This window comes from Scytonema hofmannii PCC 7110, from assembly GCF_000346485.2.
Lineage (GTDB): Bacteria > Cyanobacteriota > Cyanobacteriia > Cyanobacteriales > Nostocaceae > Scytonema > Scytonema hofmannii.
Genome location: NZ_KQ976354.1, coordinates 4,655,242 through 4,668,612 on the forward strand (window position 1 = coordinate 4,655,242; position 13,371 = coordinate 4,668,612).

Sequence of the window (13,371 nt, forward strand, 5' to 3'; positions counted from 1 at the left end):
AACCAAGGCGTCGCCAGTAGAACCTGTTAGATTGGGTGAAAGCTAACAATACCAATGCTTACACTAGTATTGCTATTAAACCTTGACTTGTATGCAAAGACGTGTTTACGAGTATTTGGTTTGACCCAAAATCTGCAAAGCGTTTCTCGCATGTCTTGGTTCAGAAAAGATTATAAATTAATCGCTGACAGAAAGTCAACTTTTCGTCCGTTAACAAATATTAAGGTTGGTTCAGAAGCTGGTTTGACCCTGATGTTAACGAGGTCAACGAACCTTCTCAAAAAGGGGAGTATTGGGTAAATGTGGGTAGTAATTAAGTGACAGTTACCAGCCCCCACTGAAAGGTTCATTCTTCAAATGGGCAGGTGGTAAAGGTTTTCAGCGCCCGTTTGAGTTAGCAACTTTGCGATTGCGGAATATGGGAGAAGTGCTGAGTAACTGGAAGACATATGTTCCCAATTCTGCCTATCTTACCCAACGAGGAGCAACTTTCCTGTTTGATGCTCAAGGAGAATTGCTTTACGAACATCGAGATCGCGCCATCCTTGGTTTTGCTGCTGATATGAGTCATCCCCTATCTTTTCTCCAAAGTCTGTAGAGGAAAGCTGAAGAAATGTAGCAATCTTATTGGCGTATTGAGTCAATTTTACGGCACGACTGGTCAATGAGTTTTAAGGATGCACTGCGTATTCTTGAAGTGTGAGTTGAAACGCAAATGAAACCAAACGCTGAATACGCAGGGAGCTTTCTCATGACCTTTACAAAACTAAATTCTACAACAAATGTAATTGTGACCCCCGAAGTCATCACCAACCCAGTCACAGGTGACCGCATGACAATTACGCATTCCTCTCTCCGCAATCACCACGAGAACTTTCAGTGTTGTTTTGACTTGCCACCTGGGGCGCACGGTGCTCCACTTCACTATCATAGAGGCATGGCAGAGACGTTTGAGGTGTTGGATGGCGAATTAGAAATGGAGTTGGGAGCAAAAGGCAATGTTAAAATTTTGCGCCCCGGAGAAGTGGTTTACGTTCCACCTAGAATGCTTCACAGTTTTCGCAACTCCTCTGACAATTGGACGACCTACAGAACTGAAGTGCGATCGGGTGCATCCTTCGAGCAGTTTATCAGAGGGATGTTCGGTTTGGCAATTGATGGTAAGGTTAACTCTACTGGAATGCCATTGAATCCTCTGCAATTTGCTTTATTGATTGAAAAAGCAGATTTGGTGATGGCTGACGTACCTGGGTTTGTAGAATCAATGGTCAAAAGACTGGCTCAAATGGCTAAGTGGCTGGGTGTGGAAAAATCCTTGGTCAAGTATTGGTAAATCCGAGCTGCTTTGTAGAATTTGGGTGGTTCTCAATTGTATTCTTATGATGACAATACGGATGCAGGCGATCGCAATCTTTGTCCCAATTTTTTGTCATAATAAGCACACAGATGCAATGGTGACTCTCGAAGTCATCACCAACCCAGTGACAGGTGATCGCCATTTTTGAACTAGCTTTGTAATAATAAGCACTTTGCTTCGGAATAATTCTCAGCAGTCTTGTTTCTACCACAGCAATACCGAATTACACTTTGCTCATTTCAGATATAGTCTCTGTACGCTTAGTCTTTTAGCGGTGATGTGAACTGAACAAAATAACAGCCGTTCCAAGCAGGGAGATTGTAATGCCAAGTAAGTCCCACTTATCTGGTTTCACCCCTTCAGCCAACCACAACCAAACTCCAGATGAGAGAATGTAGATCCCACCGTAAGCAGCGTATACTCTTCCAGCATTTGAAGCGTCTACTCGAGTGAGAACAAAAGCAAAGACGATTAGAGCTAAGACTCCTGGAATAATCCACAAGATACTATGACCAAGTCTCAACCATGCCCAGAAGCTGTAGCAACCAGAGATTTCTCCTAGAGCAGCAATGAAGAAGAAAACAAGTGTTTGCATTTTTAGCAAAGATTTAAAATAGCTCCCTACAACTATTACCCCGCTTTTTGTTGTAACAATAGGCACAATGTAGGACATCGTATACCAACGTTATGTCAAGTTTTGTAAGGAGCACCTTCTTAACATATAGCTAAGGGTGAGCGATAAGCGAGCGATTACGGCTTTAGCCGTATCGCATCACTGTCATAAGCGCTGGCTCGATCCAAAAGCTGGATCGAGGCTGAGTCAAGTTTAAGATCGACCGCTTTGATAATTTCCCCTAGTTGCTCGAGATTTGTCGCACTGACGATGGGAGCCGTGATGCTCTGACGCTGGATGAGCCATGCGAGTGAGATTTGGGTGGGAGTCGTATTATAAGTTTTTGCTAACTCATCGATTGCCTCTAAAATTCGGAAGCCACGAGCGTTTAAATATTTCTTTACATAACCTCCACGGGAACTCTTGGATAAATCTTTTTCCGAACGATATTTCCCGGAAAGGAAACCACTGGCGAGCGAGAAATAGCTAATAACGCCAATTTCCTGTTCGATACAAAGCCCTTCGAGGTCTTTTTCATAGTCGGCTCGCTCATACAGGTTGTAGAGGGGCTGAAGGCTCTCATAGCGAGGATAGCCATGCTGTTTGCTAATTTGCAATGCTTTGACAAGACGATCTGCGCTATAATTCGAGGCACCGATCGCACGCACTTTCCCTTTACTGAGTAACTCTGCATAGGTTTCAAGGGTTTCCTCAAGTGGAATACTTTCATCGTCGATATGTGATTGGTATAAATCGATGTAATCAGTTTGCAACCTGTGTAGCGAGTCATCAATAGCTTGCAGGATGTGCGAACGAGAAAGCCCTTTACCGCGAGCGCCCATATCATTACCAACCTTGGTTGCGATTATCACCTTGTCACGATTACGGCGCTGCTTCATCCATTTCCCTAAGATCGTCTCGGATTCTCCGCCTTCATTACCCTCAACCCACCTAGAATAGACATCGGCGGTATCAATGAAGTTACCCCCTGCCGCAACAAAGGCGTCTAGAATTTCAAATGAAGTGGCTTCATCAATCGTCCATCCAAAGACGTTACCGCCAAAACATACAGGTGATACTTCTAGTTCAGAACGTCCGAGTTTACGTTTGTCCATAGTCCATACAATATTTACTTTACTCGTTCTTTACTTCTTTAATTTAGACGAAGGATGCACCGTCGTTACTTGATTCGGACGAGAGATTTTTATCGTTCGGATGTGATATCAGTGACTTGCATTGTACTTGGGGGAATGAGGAACGATGCACGAAGACGTGCCGAAGAGCGATCGCCCCCCCTGAACGGATACCTTTATGAAGTCTTATGCGATACGGTAGTAAGCGTTGTAATCGAAAATCTTGCTTGCAGATGATTATACTTTGCTTTGTGAAGGTGATAATCTCCCTTGAAGAATCTTCCAACGCGCTTACCGATGAGGAATTATGAGGGCGATACGGCTTCAGCCGTTAGCTTTGCTATCGTATCATTCTCCCAGTGCAGCCCCAGTATTATCCGCGTTTGTCAGCACTACAGTGGCACAGGGAAAATGTGTTTGGGGAAGCTTGAAGTGTAGGACTGGGGGAATGCAAAGATGCAGTATGAAGAGCGATCGCCATTCGCGCAAAGTGCTATGACCCTACAGTGAAATGCTGATTTTATCCTGGTCAGAGGTGCTGTTACAAATATTAATAAAAATCAGAAAGCTTTATATATTACAATTTACAATTCTCCACGCGAGAGAAGAAAAATGAAAAATAGATAATATCATCAAAAAAATCTAAACAATCATCGGACTCTACACCCAATTGGAACATATAATAATAACCTGTTAGGACAGGGAGATGCCCATGGGGAGCAGTAGTATTAAATGTAACCTGTTCATCAATATTAATCCAGCTTTCTTTCACTCTCCACCCCACGCGATCGCCAAATTTTTTCCATGCTTCTTCATAGTATTTGCCGTCGGGTAACCCTCTGACTTCAAGGTAGATTTGTTTTTGAACGCTAAAGCCAAAGTGTCCATTGCTATATTTTACCCAAAGTTGGTCAATAGTGCGTAAGTCAGTGCAAGGAAAATTTTCGATATCTTCGACATCTAGCCAGCCTTCTTTTTCTCTATCAGTCACTTTAAGCATAACAGCGAGAGTTTCGTCATCTGCTTCTTTCCACTGTCCTGCTTTCAGGAAATCTTGGAGTTTGGTGTAGTCTATGTTGCGATCGCTCGACAGGTCATGCGGGGGTGCGGGTTGTGGTCGAAGTTTTACATCTTCAAGTTGTTCGGCTTCCTTAAATAGAAGAGCTATATCCTCATCTTTAAGCTGATAATGTTCTTGTAGTTTTTTCAAATCAGCTTTAGCCTTATTTTTCGCTCTTTCCTCCATTTGAATTACCCGGCGTATTAATGGCACATCATCAGCGCAGCCCAGGTAATGTGCCAAAGCATCAATCATGACCTTAGTTTTCGTTGTGCCAGCTTGCGAGTGCATAAGCATTAAGCCGTTCATCCAGTTCTGGTGGGATTCGGACGCTAAATTGAGGTGAAGCCATGGAGTGTATAGCAGTACATTCAGTGAATGACAATTATTATTGTGTACTCAAGAGCAAGAAATTTGCAACGCAGAAGAAAAGCTGTTGAGCGTGTTGTAGTCTGATGAGAAACTGGCATTTCCCCACGGTTAAGAACCTGCCTTTGATAGACTAAACCACAAGCAGTTCATTTGAACTATAAAAACCGTGCGATACGGCTTGAGCCGTTAAGCCAAGGGTTTATCGCTCTCCCTAATTGGTTCAAGTCGAAAACAATCTATGCTCTTGCGCGGAAGGATCGGTCACCAGATTAGGAGATATAGTAATGAAAAGTGTTAAAATTTCCATGGCTAGTTTTGAGATTAGTATTAAATTAAAGTTATCTGCAAATAACAATAATTAAAGATGGCAACACGTAAAAAAAGCGAAATTCCAATTATTCAAGTGGGAACTTGGATTGTCGTTCAGTGAGAGATCGGCATTGCTTCACAATTAATAACCCTGCTTTGATAAACTAGAGCCTGCATACAATCCCTGCTTAAACTATGGAAACTTCAGATCGCATTGACCGCATTGAAAGACAACAAGGGACAACTGACTTCCGTGGTCACTGAGCTGACAACGAACGTCAGAGGGAATACGGTGATCGATCGCACGAGCTTTGAGAGTCTCTCGATCTAGCCAATGACCGGATTATCAATAATGTACAGCAGTTGGCTGGGTTAATGGCAAGAGCGAGCCAACGCACACAGGGGATAGAAACCCAGATGCAACAGATGCAAGCGAACATTAACCAAATACTCGAATATTTATTTCGTCAGTCACAGAACGGTAGTAACTAGTGCAAGGAGCGATCGCCAGCCGCTTGGCTACCTGCTGGTATCTCGTCGTTCCTAGGCTTAGGCCACTCTGCAATAAATGTCACTATAACTGGACCAGTAGAGCCTTGTTGAAATTTCACATTCGTACTTGGAATTGGCTCAAGAACAGTAGCAGTTGTGCGACACACGCGATCGTTTCCAGTCGTTGTTGCTGTGGTGCTACCCACATTGGACGTGACGCTATCCGCACTGGCCGTAGTAGTGACAGCGTCAACAACGGTCAAACAAGCGTCAGAATCCGGCGGTAATGCCCATGACCACCCATCTTCGTTTGTTAGCAATCATTCTATCTCGCCTCCTGAAAGATATCTTGGTTGCAAAGTGAATAACGATGCCGTTTTACTGGATAAATTTAAAAGATTGATACAGCGCTATTGAGATTTCAGGGTTAAATTCATGGATTATTCATTTCTTAATAAAACTTAACAGCTTCGACCCACTGTTAAACAGCTTCTGCGCCACAAACAACTCAACTTTCTGTTAGATAAAAAACTGAACTAAAGACTAGGGACAAAAGCAAGGTTTTAGTTGTAAATTATACCTTGCTATTTGGTGGGAATTTTGCACGGATATATACTGATTGCTACAAGACTTGGTAATCTAAAAACACTATAAATTCCAAGTTGACCGACACTGCTTTGATTGAAAAAAATACGTAGGAGAAGTGAGTATGACCGGAGTGCTGAGGCGTCGTCAATTTCTTCAGGGTACGGTAGCAGCTGCTGCAAGCGTTGGTGTGGCTAGCCTGAGGGCATCCGCAAGTAAGTCTGATGAATACGTTGAAGCGCTCGTCATTGGTAGCGGTTTTGGTGGAGCCGTTGCATCATTACGCTTGGGTGAGGCAGGAATTGAAACTCTCGTATTAGAACGCGGGCGACGGTGGACTATTACGGACGCAGGTAATACTTTTAGTACGTACCAACAACCAGATGGTCGTTCTGCTTGGCTGAGTCCGACGACAGTCATATTTAACCAAGTTCCTATCGATATCTACACTGGTGTCCTTAATGAATACTGTCTGCGACACATATGGGCAAGTCTACGGATACCGTAACTTGTTTGTTGTTGATGGTTCCCTGATTCCTGGCTCCACAGCCTGTGTTAACCCCTCACTGACCATTGCGGCTTTAGCCGAACGCAGTATGGATCGTTTTCTCAATGAAATAAGTAAGTATAAAAAGGTATAAGTAGAAAAACGAAACATTTTTCCATCTTGAAGTTGTAGCCTACGTATAGCAATACCGTGCGTAGGCAAAGTTTCTTCGTACTGTATGAAGAAAACTTGAGTAAATTTCAATAGACTGGTTGGAACATAACCGCTGTGCAAGTTGCACGGGGAATAGTGAAGTTTTGTAGCTAGCGATACGCCTTCAGGCGTTAAGCCTCCCTTGGGTGCTTCGTTCCATCAGATATTTGTAGCCACCTCATGTTTTCATGCGAGAAATTTCTTGTCAAATTCTCATCGTCTACTGGAAAACTAAAACGGTTGAAGTGCATATTCTTTCAACTTCTCCGATCCCAACCTTTGAGCAGTAGAAAGGGACATAGTTTTCCCATTACGGAATAATATGTATTCAAACCCGGTTTCATCTGAATTGACATCCGCAATTATTTCATTTCTCACATCTGCTCCCCAATTTTTCTTTGCTGACTCCCAAAAAAGTTCGCAAGGGCTTTTAAAGTTAGGATTGTTCAAGTACTCATCTTTCCAGTAACGGGAATCCCATTGCTCGCGTATTGCTTGAATGATGCAAGGGTTAGGGTAAAAAGGTTTAGAGTTTTCTTCTAGCCAATACCAATATGCAATTGTGGCACGTAGAGCATCCTCGAAACCATCAACACAATTAAGAAGCGCTTCTTGAACGTCTTGTTGAGAAAAATCCACGCCGATATATGTCAAAGCGTACTTATATTTACTGAAGATTTCGTCTAAGGCTTCGAGTTCAAGAGCATCAAATTCATCAGATCCATCAAATGACTTTAAGCAGATCATTTATACATAGACTGCCACACTTATCTGTAATTATACAGCTTTTGGGACGCGGGTGTAACTCATGCTCGATGTTTTCATGAGGCGATCGCATCTAATGTACCTATGCGATAAGCGAGCAGTGTCAATTATCCCACTCAACTTCTGGATCTTCTAACTCTTGACTCATCACCCACCAAAGAAACTCAGTTTTTAAATCTTGAGGCAGGTACTGACGATATCCGGGTTCTATTGAAACCAGCGCCCACAGGTCAACCCAGATACCAACGTCTCTGGCACACCGATAGATTAATGGGCGCTTTAACGCTTCTAAAAAGCAGGTGTACAAATGATTGGCCGATTTGCGACTCCCCGTCTCTTGTAGTTTTTTAGCATGATAATAACCCGCGTTTAAGTTGCTTTTAATTACCGATTCTGCAACGAATGGTAACAACTGATAAGCGTATTTCTGTGCCGATTCCTGACACGCTTGACGTAACTGTTTAAGGATTTCTTTTCTTTCTGGGTTCATCTGGGAAAACCTCTCTGGTAGAAGATGAGCGATTCGGCAGTATAGCCGTAATCGCTCGCTTATCGCGTGACTACTGACTCAACCTATTCAACAACTTTCTTTGTTCCCGAATGCAGTTGTTGCCATTTTTCCCACAAAGGATGCACATCCTCTGGCTGCCCCTCATAATTAAGCATGGAGCCTGAAATTGTTACCCAAGGTTGGGCGCTACGAGTCCATAAGTTGCCTACTGGATGTAACCAACTTGTATCATCTAACGTTCCGGCTTTGATATTGATAGTTTGTTGATTATAACTCCGCTCGTGGAATAATCGCGTCCCACAATTGTTGCAAAATAAGCACTTCACCTCACGTCCGCTATCTGCTCCACGAGTCCAAGCTTTGGGGCTTCCTCGGACAATAACAACAGCATCTCTTGGCACAGTCAAAGACATACCAAAAGCACTTGATGATTGCTTCTGACATTCAGTGCAGTGGCAAAGGTAAAGCGTTAACGGTTCGGCACGAATTTCATAACGAATACTGTCACATTGACAGCCCCCAGTGTAAATCACGGTACAGGTGTCCTCCTTTTTGGTGCTTAAAGATTGTAACAACACTGTTATTGCTATGGAGTTTATACCCACGGCTTAAGAGTACCTCGTTTCACCAACACTTGCTTGCCGCTTGGTAATTCCACCCACACTTGTTTGCCATTATCCTTCCACCCTGTAATCTCTACTTTTTCACCACCATAGTCTGCATATCTCCCCACGGCGATCAGCCTGCGGCACAAGCCGCACTCGATCGTGAAGATTTTGGCGATGCTAGTGGTCTGTCAAGTAAAGCCGATAAGTTCCAGTTGGTTGAGGTGAATTCGCGTATTGTCAGATTAAGAAAATGCAACTTAGATCCGTTTGAGGTTGAAATCCTGCTCCTACTAGATAGACCCGTGGTATTTACGCCAATCGAGTTGGAGTATCTTGCCCATATCGAGCGGCGTTATGGAATCATTTAACTAGCTGACAAATTGAGGAGTGCAATGTTTTTTAGGCATTAAAACGAGATGCCTAAAAACCAAACAATTTGATGGTAGTATCTATGTAACACGCCGTCAGCACATAATGTCTCTATGCGAATTGAACCATACGATCCCTGCCACCAAGATGCTGTTATTCGTCTTTCGCTTCGAGCATGGACTCCAGTCTTTGATTCGATTCAAAAAGCGATGAACGTTGATGTGTACCGGGCATTCTATCCCGACAATTGGCGTGTGAGCCAGCAGAAGGCTGTGGAGGATGTATGCGCTTCTCCAGACACAAATGTATGGGTTGCGATCGATGCCAGTTCTACTGTGGGCTTCGTAGCCGTGAAATTACACTCAGAGGACAGCATGGGTGAAATCTACATGGTCGCTGTCGATCCAGACTATCAACGTCGAGGCATTGGCAGCGCTCTGATAGAATTTGCTCTCTCATGGATGAAAGATGCTGGTATGTCCGTTGCTATGGTCGAGACCGGAGGAGATCCCGGCCATGCTCCGGCACGTCACACCTATGAAAGGGTGGGCTTCGGGTTGTTTCCTGTCGCCAGATACTTCAAGAAGCTGTAAAAGGCATTGCTTACAAGCAAAGGGCGCATCGTGATTCAACTTTCACCGGAATTGCAGAACATTTAACTCCTGTCCTGAAGAAAAAATACTCGCTAAGTGAAAAATGCTCTTGAGAGAGTATCAATAATCAGCGTAAAGCAGTTAAGTATGAGCTACAACTATGGAGCAGCGTTACAGAATTTAATGAGGAGGTGCGATCGGCTCCGCTTAACGGCTATACTGCCGTATCGCTTTGTCGCTTTTTGCTGACAGTTGGCGATCCGGTTGTACTCCGCAATCGCTCGCTTATCGCCGAGTCAAATTCCGCGATATGACTTACCTTGAAGATGCAGCCCGCGCTCACTGAGAGCACCTTCATCGTTAGGTTGAGGCTTCGCGCAAGAAATACTTTAAGGAGTCATCAATGGAATTGCTTTTTCAGATTTCGTTTTTAATTCTTTCTTCTCTTTTTACTGGAATCGTACTATTTCTTTCTACAGTTCTTCTTGAAACATTTAACGCATTAACAGAAGAACAGTATTATTCCGTTTATTCGGAAATTATTGTAAGAGGAAGAAAATCGATTGTTATTAGCACGATTGTGCTAGTGCCAATTTTGATATTTTCAACATACATTATTTATGGCTTTAGAAACTTGTTCTTTCTTATTGGAGCATTGCTATACATATTAGGTTCTTTTGTCTCATCAAGATTCATAAATGAACCAGCATATACAAAATTACTCAAAATGGATACAAATGATCGAGCAGCAATGATTGAAATTCGTGACTTACTCAATAAAGGTAATATAACCAGAACCGTTTTCTCTCTTTTTGGTATACTATTAGTCGGAATCTCAATTTATTGGAATGGGCAATGAAAGCAGAACAACTCAAAAATCTGATTATTAATATTCTGAACGAGCGACCAAGATTTTTTGATGGTGTTTGTGCTAAAGATATTAAAAAATTGCTTCTAGAGCATGATGATATTTCTGTCAGTGAAAGAACCATCATTAAAGTGATGATGGAAATAATAGAAGAGGGTCAAAACAAATTTGGTGGCAATGTTTATGTTTGTGGTGATGGTAGTACGCTAACCTAGTCGGATGAACGCGGAAACGCGGATTCAAAAATGAAAGGACTACATAAGTATTGGTGGTTCAATATGTAACCCAATTTGCTGGTGTGTTATTAACCCCCCTTCCGCACCCCCTACTGTCATAATCGGTTTTTTCGGATTTTTACTAACTATAAAGGCTGTATTTTATACAAAAATGGGAAAATGGCGATGGCGATCGCTAACCCCAAATCCTCAAACGTTCAAAATTCGTAGTGTGACAATGCGCGGGTGCGGAAGGTAGGTTAATATCGTGGCGAGTGGTAAGCGCTCGGTTCAGAAGGCCGCATTGAAGTGATGGATAACTTTGTAATTGCGATCTTGCACTCAACAATGTAGAGTATTTGCGCTCGGATTGTACAATTGCTTTAAATTAGAATGAATTAATAAGTGTAGAAGTTCCCACTTTATGTACTGCCCAATGGGTTTAAATTGTCGAGAGATGGTAGGAGTCTCCTACAAATGTCCCAATATCTCGACCTGCATGGAAAATTCTCGCAAGCCCTCAATGCTCAAAACTGTCTTTTTTGTCCTCAATCAGCAAATGTGCCAACTAGAAGATATTAAAGTTAACGATCGCTCACTTGATGAACTGTTAGCAGAAACAAACCAAGATATAGAATCTTTGACGATCACTCTGGATAACTTTACAATCGCTCAACGCCGGAGGGATTAATCGGGGACTACTCGTGCATAGAAATGAAAGTATTAGCAAGCAATTACGACACCCATCTGTATCGCACGGGGAGAAACTGAGGTGTAATTTGTAATATAAAAAACACAATATGCTTTTGTGGCAGTTCTGGGGGATGGAGTGCGATCGCCTTCTTTGGCAATTGTTGTGCAACCGAAACAAAAAAACCCGCTTCGGTAGAACCAAGGGACGAGCGTACTTGTAAAAGTGACTTCATTTAAGTTGGCAGTGGGCATTCTAAAAGAGTTACCCCTATGTCAATCTCTTATATAGAAGTTATGGAATGGAAAAATTGGTCAAATGTCAGATTTAACGAACGGCATCTTTTACCTTCAAGTTCTGGAATATACGTAATTGCGGATGCTCATCATTGTGTGTGGTATGTAGGTCAAGCTGCCAATCTAAAAAATAGATGGGCTGGCAGAAGCCATCACAGGTATCCCCAGTTGATTCGGTCAAACCGCAAGTTGTGCCACATAATTTATTGGAAACAAGTTCCTGTTAACTGTTTGGACGAACAAGAACGGTATTACGTGGACTTATTTCAGCCCGAACTGAACGGTTGTAAAGTGAAAAAGTATTTACCGAAACAGCCCCAAGTAGAACGCGAGATTAAGCGATTATTAAAAGTTCTCAACAAACCAACATCTCTTTTTCCTATCATCCGTTCCATCGTGGCTGGTAAGTATGAAGATAATGAGGGAAGACATTGCATAATTATTTTGATAAATATTAACGACTATGAAATTTTAGAAAATTCAATGAGAAAGCGGTATGCAAATGAAATCAAGAAAGCTTGGACTTATAACAGGAATTCTTGCGGTAAGAATGAGCAAGTATACAGCCCAGCATGGATAGCAACATATAATTGGAATTCTTATAAATTTGAATTTCTTATTGTAGATTGGGAATTGTTTAACTATTTGGAAAAAAATCCCGATGCGAACTTGCATTATATAGGGGTTGCCGAACTTCTTGGCATCCAGGTAAAAGCATTAACTAACTTAAAGATTTTTGATGAATTCTCTTTAGAAGAGGCGTGCGGGTACCTAGATTCTGAAGGTAAAAAGCCCCTAAAATCTGTTGCTTATATCAATTATCGTAAAAATTTCCTTAAGTGCTTGGTAGAGAGGTCAGAGCGATCGCTCTGACACTTTTACAAACTTCAGAAGCCGTTTCTAGGGAGCGCGATCCCCTTTAAGCAAGAATACGCACGCAATAATATGACTGGTGTAATGCGATCGCTCCCCCAAACAACACCAAACGCGATCGCGCTCTTTCAATTGTAGGAGCAGTCTCATGGTGTCTCTAAAAAAATTTTAACTGTCCATTGATTGTTTTTAAGTGCGATCGCTCTCCTTAAACAGATTCCAAATATTCGAGATAAACGACGTTGGTTTCTTCAGATTTTTAGTGTTTTTATCCGCAGGGAGAGGGTTAATTTGATTTAAGATCGTTGTTGGATTTTCTTCTGGAACGGAGATTATATTTTGGCTCAAAGTCTCTGTTAAATCTGGAAGATAAACCTTGATTTGATTCAATAATATTTCTCGTTTCTCAATATCTAAAGCATCACAAATTCGCTCAATATTCCAGTGTTCTATTCCTTGTTCATAACCTTGCAGATGCTCTTTTGGAGTCGGTAATGTATCAATTATTTGAATTTTCGGATTGCTTTGAGTCCATTCCAAAGTTGGACTCGTACTCATCAACCAGAATCCATCTTCGATCCACACTACACGATGCTGCCAATCACGGCTATGCCAGCGTGCTGCTAAATACTTATCACTTGCATTGGGAAATAATCTCAAAGCTTTATTTTCTTCATCTTCATTTAATGGGTAAGCACTGTCCCAATATCGCGTATTAGACCATTTATTCCATACATATGATTGGCATCCCCAAGAAGAAATCCATAGGGGATGAATCCAGCTACAGTTATCTATTAACTGCAAGAATTCTTTAGCTCCAGGGACAGGATATCCTATCTCCTGATTTGAAATTTTTTCTTCTGTTGTTTTAGTATTATCTTTAACGTCGATTACACCATTAATGTCGAGAAAAAGCAGTACGGGTTCAGTCATAACTTTAATTTTTTTTAAGATACCGTAG

The 13,371-nt window shown here is 42.1% G+C and carries 20 protein-coding genes and 2 pseudogenes; 11 read left to right on the forward strand and 11 right to left on the reverse strand.

Features of this window, described 5'->3' with window-relative positions:
* Positions 1-331: 331 nt before the first annotated feature.
* The 3 genes and pseudogenes from WA1_RS52920 to WA1_RS59960 form a co-directional block, all read left to right on the forward strand.
* Positions 332-598: pseudogene (locus WA1_RS52920) on the forward strand (AhpC/TSA family protein); the annotation flags it as partial.
* Between the two features lie 153 nt (positions 599-751).
* Positions 752-1,333: a cupin domain-containing protein gene (locus WA1_RS19290; protein ID WP_026134495.1), complete on the forward strand. Its 582-nt coding sequence runs from the start codon at positions 752-754 to the stop codon at positions 1,331-1,333.
* Positions 1,334-1,379: 46 nt separating this feature from the next.
* On the forward strand, positions 1,380-1,505 hold the full coding sequence (locus WA1_RS59960) for a hypothetical protein (RefSeq protein ID WP_272819177.1): 126 nt from the start codon (positions 1,380-1,382) through the stop codon (positions 1,503-1,505).
* 120 nt (positions 1,506-1,625) lie between these two features.
* Here WA1_RS59960 and WA1_RS19295 read toward each other — a convergent pair whose 3' ends face one another.
* Both WA1_RS19295 and WA1_RS19300 read right to left on the reverse strand, forming a co-directional pair.
* The gene (locus tag WA1_RS19295; protein WP_026134494.1) at positions 1,626-1,952 is read right to left on the reverse strand and encodes a YnfA family protein; all 327 of its coding nucleotides are present in this window, start codon (positions 1,950-1,952) and stop codon (positions 1,626-1,628) included.
* A gap of 155 nt (positions 1,953-2,107) precedes the next feature.
* Complete coding sequence (locus WA1_RS19300; protein WP_017741923.1) at positions 2,108-3,085, reverse strand: aldo/keto reductase; 978 nt, start codon at positions 3,083-3,085, stop codon at positions 2,108-2,110.
* Positions 3,086-3,139: 54 nt separating this feature from the next.
* Here WA1_RS19300 and WA1_RS57075 point away from each other — a divergent pair, with 54 nt between their 5' ends.
* Positions 3,140-3,340, forward strand: coding sequence for a hypothetical protein (locus tag WA1_RS57075; RefSeq protein ID WP_158516661.1), 201 nt, complete (start codon positions 3,140-3,142; stop codon positions 3,338-3,340).
* Between the two features lie 340 nt (positions 3,341-3,680).
* On the opposite strand, the gene WA1_RS19305 is transcribed toward WA1_RS57075, so the two are convergent.
* Positions 3,681-4,472: a GUN4 domain-containing protein gene (locus WA1_RS19305; protein WP_017741922.1), complete on the reverse strand. Its 792-nt coding sequence runs from the start codon at positions 4,470-4,472 to the stop codon at positions 3,681-3,683.
* An 860-nt stretch (positions 4,473-5,332) separates the two neighbouring features.
* Positions 5,333-5,656 carry a hypothetical protein gene (locus WA1_RS19310; protein WP_017741920.1) on the reverse strand — a complete coding sequence of 108 codons (324 nt, stop codon included), beginning with the start codon at positions 5,654-5,656 and terminating at the stop codon, positions 5,333-5,335.
* 389 nt (positions 5,657-6,045) lie between these two features.
* Here WA1_RS19310 and WA1_RS19315 point away from each other — a divergent pair.
* Positions 6,046-6,384, forward strand: a pseudogene (locus WA1_RS19315) (FAD-dependent monooxygenase); the annotation flags it as partial.
* Positions 6,383-6,562 carry a GMC oxidoreductase gene (locus tag WA1_RS61735; RefSeq protein WP_081402906.1) on the forward strand — a complete coding sequence of 60 codons (180 nt, stop codon included), beginning with the start codon at positions 6,383-6,385 and terminating at the stop codon, positions 6,560-6,562. The pseudogene WA1_RS19315 and the gene WA1_RS61735, both read left to right, overlap by 2 nt.
* A 290-nt stretch (positions 6,563-6,852) precedes the next feature.
* On the opposite strand, the gene WA1_RS19320 is transcribed toward WA1_RS61735, so the two are convergent.
* The 4 genes from WA1_RS19320 to WA1_RS57080 all read right to left on the reverse strand — a co-directional run bounded on the left by WA1_RS19320 (position 6,853) and on the right by WA1_RS57080 (position 8,630).
* Positions 6,853-7,368 carry a hypothetical protein gene (locus WA1_RS19320; protein ID WP_017741918.1) on the reverse strand — a complete coding sequence of 172 codons (516 nt, stop codon included), beginning with the start codon at positions 7,366-7,368 and terminating at the stop codon, positions 6,853-6,855.
* A gap of 121 nt (positions 7,369-7,489) precedes the next feature.
* Entirely contained in the window at positions 7,490-7,876 is a 387-nt protein-coding gene (locus tag WA1_RS19325) for a hypothetical protein (RefSeq protein WP_017741917.1), read from the reverse strand.
* An 83-nt stretch (positions 7,877-7,959) separates the two neighbouring features.
* The gene (locus WA1_RS19330; protein ID WP_066613393.1) at positions 7,960-8,430 is read right to left on the reverse strand and encodes a GFA family protein; all 471 of its coding nucleotides are present in this window, start codon (positions 8,428-8,430) and stop codon (positions 7,960-7,962) included.
* A gap of 62 nt (positions 8,431-8,492) precedes the next feature.
* A complete protein-coding gene (locus WA1_RS57080; RefSeq protein WP_158516662.1) occupies positions 8,493-8,630 on the reverse strand; it encodes a hypothetical protein in 138 nt (45 codons plus the stop codon).
* A gap of 357 nt (positions 8,631-8,987) precedes the next feature.
* Here WA1_RS57080 and WA1_RS19335 point away from each other — a divergent pair, with 357 nt between their 5' ends.
* The 4 genes from WA1_RS19335 to WA1_RS57085 all read left to right on the forward strand — a co-directional run bounded on the left by WA1_RS19335 (position 8,988) and on the right by WA1_RS57085 (position 11,241).
* Positions 8,988-9,467 (forward strand): GNAT family N-acetyltransferase, encoded by a 480-nt coding sequence (locus WA1_RS19335; RefSeq protein ID WP_017741914.1) that lies wholly within the window; start codon positions 8,988-8,990, stop codon positions 9,465-9,467.
* Positions 9,468-9,870: 403 nt separating this feature from the next.
* On the forward strand, positions 9,871-10,326 hold the full coding sequence (locus WA1_RS19340; RefSeq protein WP_017741913.1) for a DUF1772 domain-containing protein: 456 nt from the start codon (positions 9,871-9,873) through the stop codon (positions 10,324-10,326).
* Entirely contained in the window at positions 10,323-10,550 is a 228-nt protein-coding gene (locus WA1_RS19345; RefSeq protein WP_017741912.1) for a hypothetical protein, read from the forward strand. Before WA1_RS19340 ends, WA1_RS19345 begins: the two co-directional genes overlap by 4 nt.
* 499 nt (positions 10,551-11,049) lie before the next feature.
* Positions 11,050-11,241, forward strand: a complete 192-nt coding sequence (locus WA1_RS57085; protein ID WP_017741911.1) for a hypothetical protein — start codon at positions 11,050-11,052, stop codon at positions 11,239-11,241.
* A gap of 43 nt (positions 11,242-11,284) precedes the next feature.
* On the opposite strand, the gene WA1_RS19355 is transcribed toward WA1_RS57085, so the two are convergent.
* Positions 11,285-11,476, reverse strand: coding sequence for a hypothetical protein (locus tag WA1_RS19355; protein ID WP_148662723.1), 192 nt, complete (start codon positions 11,474-11,476; stop codon positions 11,285-11,287).
* Positions 11,477-11,513: 37 nt separating this feature from the next.
* Here WA1_RS19355 and WA1_RS52930 point away from each other — a divergent pair, with 37 nt between their 5' ends.
* Positions 11,514-12,410: a GIY-YIG nuclease family protein gene (locus WA1_RS52930; protein WP_017741909.1), complete on the forward strand. Its 897-nt coding sequence runs from the start codon at positions 11,514-11,516 to the stop codon at positions 12,408-12,410.
* 27 nt (positions 12,411-12,437) lie between these two features.
* Here WA1_RS52930 and WA1_RS59965 read toward each other — a convergent pair whose 3' ends face one another.
* Positions 12,438-12,560, reverse strand: a complete 123-nt coding sequence (locus WA1_RS59965) for a hypothetical protein (RefSeq protein WP_272819178.1) — start codon at positions 12,558-12,560, stop codon at positions 12,438-12,440.
* A 39-nt stretch (positions 12,561-12,599) separates the two neighbouring features.
* Positions 12,600-13,343, reverse strand: coding sequence for a hypothetical protein (locus tag WA1_RS19365; RefSeq protein WP_017741908.1), 744 nt, complete (start codon positions 13,341-13,343; stop codon positions 12,600-12,602).
* Positions 13,344-13,371: the final 28 nt, after the last annotated feature.

Bases quoted from the DNA above. Each gene is read 5' to 3' on its own strand.
- WA1_RS19325 (WP_017741917.1), bottom strand. From the start codon at position 7,876: ATGAACCCAGAAAGAAAAGAAATCCTTAAACAGTTACGTCAAGCGTGT.
- WA1_RS19320 (WP_017741918.1), bottom strand. From the start codon at position 7,368: ATGATCTGCTTAAAGTCATTTGATGGATCTGATGAATTTGATGCTCTT.
- WA1_RS57075 (WP_158516661.1), top strand. From the start codon at position 3,140: ATGCACCGTCGTTACTTGATTCGGACGAGAGATTTTTATCGTTCGGAT.
- WA1_RS19305 (WP_017741922.1), bottom strand. From the start codon at position 4,472: ATGAACGGCTTAATGCTTATGCACTCGCAAGCTGGCACAACGAAAACT.
- WA1_RS59960 (WP_272819177.1), top strand. From the start codon at position 1,380: ATGATGACAATACGGATGCAGGCGATCGCAATCTTTGTCCCAATTTTT.
- WA1_RS19340 (WP_017741913.1), top strand. From the start codon at position 9,871: ATGGAATTGCTTTTTCAGATTTCGTTTTTAATTCTTTCTTCTCTTTTT.
- WA1_RS19295 (WP_026134494.1), bottom strand. From the start codon at position 1,952: ATGCAAACACTTGTTTTCTTCTTCATTGCTGCTCTAGGAGAAATCTCT.
- WA1_RS57085 (WP_017741911.1), top strand. From the start codon at position 11,050: ATGGAAAATTCTCGCAAGCCCTCAATGCTCAAAACTGTCTTTTTTGTC.
- WA1_RS19300 (WP_017741923.1), bottom strand. From the start codon at position 3,085: ATGGACAAACGTAAACTCGGACGTTCTGAACTAGAAGTATCACCTGTA.
- WA1_RS19355 (WP_148662723.1), bottom strand. From the start codon at position 11,476: ATGAAGTCACTTTTACAAGTACGCTCGTCCCTTGGTTCTACCGAAGCG.
- WA1_RS19345 (WP_017741912.1), top strand. From the start codon at position 10,323: ATGAAAGCAGAACAACTCAAAAATCTGATTATTAATATTCTGAACGAG.
- WA1_RS19335 (WP_017741914.1), top strand. From the start codon at position 8,988: ATGCGAATTGAACCATACGATCCCTGCCACCAAGATGCTGTTATTCGT.
- WA1_RS19365 (WP_017741908.1), bottom strand. From the start codon at position 13,343: ATGACTGAACCCGTACTGCTTTTTCTCGACATTAATGGTGTAATCGAC.
- WA1_RS19290 (WP_026134495.1), top strand. From the start codon at position 752: ATGACCTTTACAAAACTAAATTCTACAACAAATGTAATTGTGACCCCC.
- WA1_RS52930 (WP_017741909.1), top strand. From the start codon at position 11,514: ATGTCAATCTCTTATATAGAAGTTATGGAATGGAAAAATTGGTCAAAT.
- WA1_RS61735 (WP_081402906.1), top strand. From the start codon at position 6,383: ATGAATACTGTCTGCGACACATATGGGCAAGTCTACGGATACCGTAAC.
- WA1_RS59965 (WP_272819178.1), bottom strand. From the start codon at position 12,560: ATGAGACTGCTCCTACAATTGAAAGAGCGCGATCGCGTTTGGTGTTGT.